The organism is Actinoplanes sp. NPDC051633 (assembly GCF_040681735.1).
In the GTDB taxonomy this organism is placed as follows: Bacteria; Actinomycetota; Actinomycetes; order Mycobacteriales; family Micromonosporaceae; genus Actinoplanes.
Genome location: NZ_JBFAZH010001190.1, coordinates 1 through 2,336, shown reverse-complemented (window position 1 = coordinate 2,336; position 2,336 = coordinate 1). Strand labels below are relative to the sequence as shown.

The window sequence follows — 2,336 nt, the reverse complement described above, 5'->3', positions numbered from 1 at the left end:
CGATGAACGTGCCGGCGTCGCTCGGGTTGGCCAGCGCGATGACCACGCCGATCACCTGGCCGCGGTCGTTGACCAGGGGGCCGCCCGAGGAGCCCGGGTTGACCGCCGCGTCGAACTGGATCAGCCCGGCGATGCCGCCCGCGGTGCGGTTCAGCCCGGAGGCCACGCCACTGGTGGTGCTCTCGGTCAGCCCGAGCGGGTTGCCGATCGCGACCACGTCGGCGCCGACGGCGACGGCGCCCCCGAGCACGGCCGGGACCACCGTCTCGGGCAGCTTCGCCGGGGTCAGCGTGGCGATGTCCTGCTTGCGGTCGGCGCTCGCGACGGTCGCCGCCGACCTGGTGCCGTCGGCGTAGCCGACCTCGATGGTCCGGGCGCCCTCGACGACGTGCGCGGCGGTCAGGATGGTGCCGTCGGCGTTGACGATCGTGCCGGTGCCGATGGCCGACTCCGCCATGCTTCCGGCGTTCTCCCGGGTGCCGGCGCGGGTCGACCGGATCTGCACCACGGACGGCCGCAGCAGCTGGTAGGTCTCGGCGACGCTGAGGGGCCCGTCGGAGGCGGACGGCGAGGGCGCCGGCGCGGCGACCGGAGGCGAGTCGGTGCGGCCGCGGAGCAGGACGAAGGCGGTGATCCCGATCGCCCAGACCAGGACGACGGCCACCAAAACGTTCCGGCGCCATCGCGCGCGATCCCAGCGGCGGGCCGGCTCGGCGGGTGCCGGGGCGGGTCCGGCCGGATCACGCTCCGGGCCGAGCACCTCCATCATCCTGGCAACTCTACGAGCGTTTCCTATGAATCAGCAGGGAAAGGCCGGCCGCGTCGATGAGCCCGCCGGAGTTCAGCGTGGCGACCACGGCGAGATTCCAGGTGTACGGCCCGCCGGAGATGTGAGCATCACTGTGTCTCTTTGAGATCGCCGAAGAGGGCGTCGTGGATCGACTTCACGCCTCCGTGCGCCGTCATCCCGCCGTCGACCGGGATCTCCGCCCCGGTGATGAACGAGGCGTCGTCGCTGAGCAGGAAGGCGACCAGCGGCGCAACCTCGTCCGCGGTGCCGGTGCGGCCCAGCGGCGTCTCCGCGATGTTGGCGGCGCGGAACGCAGGCGCCGCCGAGGCGGTCATCGGTGTCTCGATGTAGCCGGGATGGATCGTGTTGACCCGGATGCCGCGGGGGCCGAGCTCGAGGCAGGCGGCCTTGGCCAGGCCGCGCAGGGCCCATTTCGAGGTCGTGTACGCGACGGGGAAGTGCCCGGTCAGCGCGGCGACGGAGCCGACGACGACGATCGACCCACCCGCGGGCATGAGCGGAGTGAGCGCCTGGATGCCGAGCAGCGTGCCGGTGACGTTGACGTCGTACACCCTGGCCAGGTCGGCCGGGTCGAGGTCGAGGTCGCCGAGCCGGGCCCGCCAGGTGATTCCGGCGTTGGCGACCAGCCCGTCGACCCGGCCGTGGCGGTCCCGCAGGTCGGCGGCCAGCGCGGCCCATCCGGCGGCGTCGGCGACGTCGAGCCGCCGGAGATCCGCGCCACCGAGAACGTCGCAACCGACGACCGTGGCGCCCTCGGCCGTCAGCAATCGCGCAGCAGCGGCACCTTGGCCCTGCGCGGCGCCGGTGACGACGACGACCTTGCCGGCGAGCTTCACGCCACACGCTTCCGGACGGTGACGTCGAACAAGTTCGGGCACACCTCGAGACCCCAGGGGTCGGAATGGTGTGCACCGGGTTGGTGCGCCGTCGCCGGCCGCACTGCTTGCCTCATGTTTCCCACGGTCGACGATTCGTTCACGCCGGGGAAGACGAGAGCTTCTGATGCGGGTCATCAGCGTGACTGATACTGGTGCCGTGAATCTGGCCGCCCTGGACCTCAATCTCATGGTGGCGCTGGACGCCCTGTTGCAGGAGCGCAGCGTGACCCGCGCGGCGGCCCAGCTAGCCCGCGTACGCATCGCCCTGAGACGACGACCCGCAGCACGCCTACCTGCGCGACATCCTCGTCCGGGCCGCCGCCGTGGCGACCGGTCAGGTGGATATCACCGCCGCTGATACTGCGCTTCAGAAGAAGTGATTTCCGCTCACGTCGACCCCGGCTCGACACTCTCCGCACGTGATGCCGCTCACTAGCCACCGGAGAGCACCGTGTCGGAACAACTCGCGAGCTCCGAAGCCGCCGTCCGAGGACCGCTGACCGAGCCGCGCGGCGCGGGCCGCCCGCGACTGCTCGTCCTCCTCGCGGCCAGTTGCCTCTCCGTCCTGGGTGCCGTGCTGATCGCCCCGGTGCTGCCGCAGATGCAGGACGCCTTCGCCGGCGTCCCCGGCGCCGCCGTTCTCGTAC

2 protein-coding genes and 1 pseudogene are annotated in these 2,336 nt (G+C 71.8%); 1 reads left to right on the top strand and 2 read right to left on the bottom strand.

All coding sequences use genetic code 11. The features are described from left to right. Positions 1-769, bottom strand: a 769-nt coding sequence (locus AB0M20_RS38845; RefSeq protein ID WP_364305974.1) for a trypsin-like peptidase domain-containing protein, incomplete at its 3' end; no start/stop codon positions are given. A 128-nt stretch (positions 770-897) separates the two neighbouring features. Next, entirely contained in the window at positions 898-1,647 is a 750-nt protein-coding gene (locus AB0M20_RS38840; RefSeq protein ID WP_364305973.1) for an SDR family oxidoreductase, read from the bottom strand. A gap of 493 nt (positions 1,648-2,140) precedes the next feature. Here AB0M20_RS38840 and AB0M20_RS38835 point away from each other — a divergent pair. Then, positions 2,141-2,336 (top strand): annotated as a pseudogene (locus tag AB0M20_RS38835) (hypothetical protein); the annotation flags it as partial.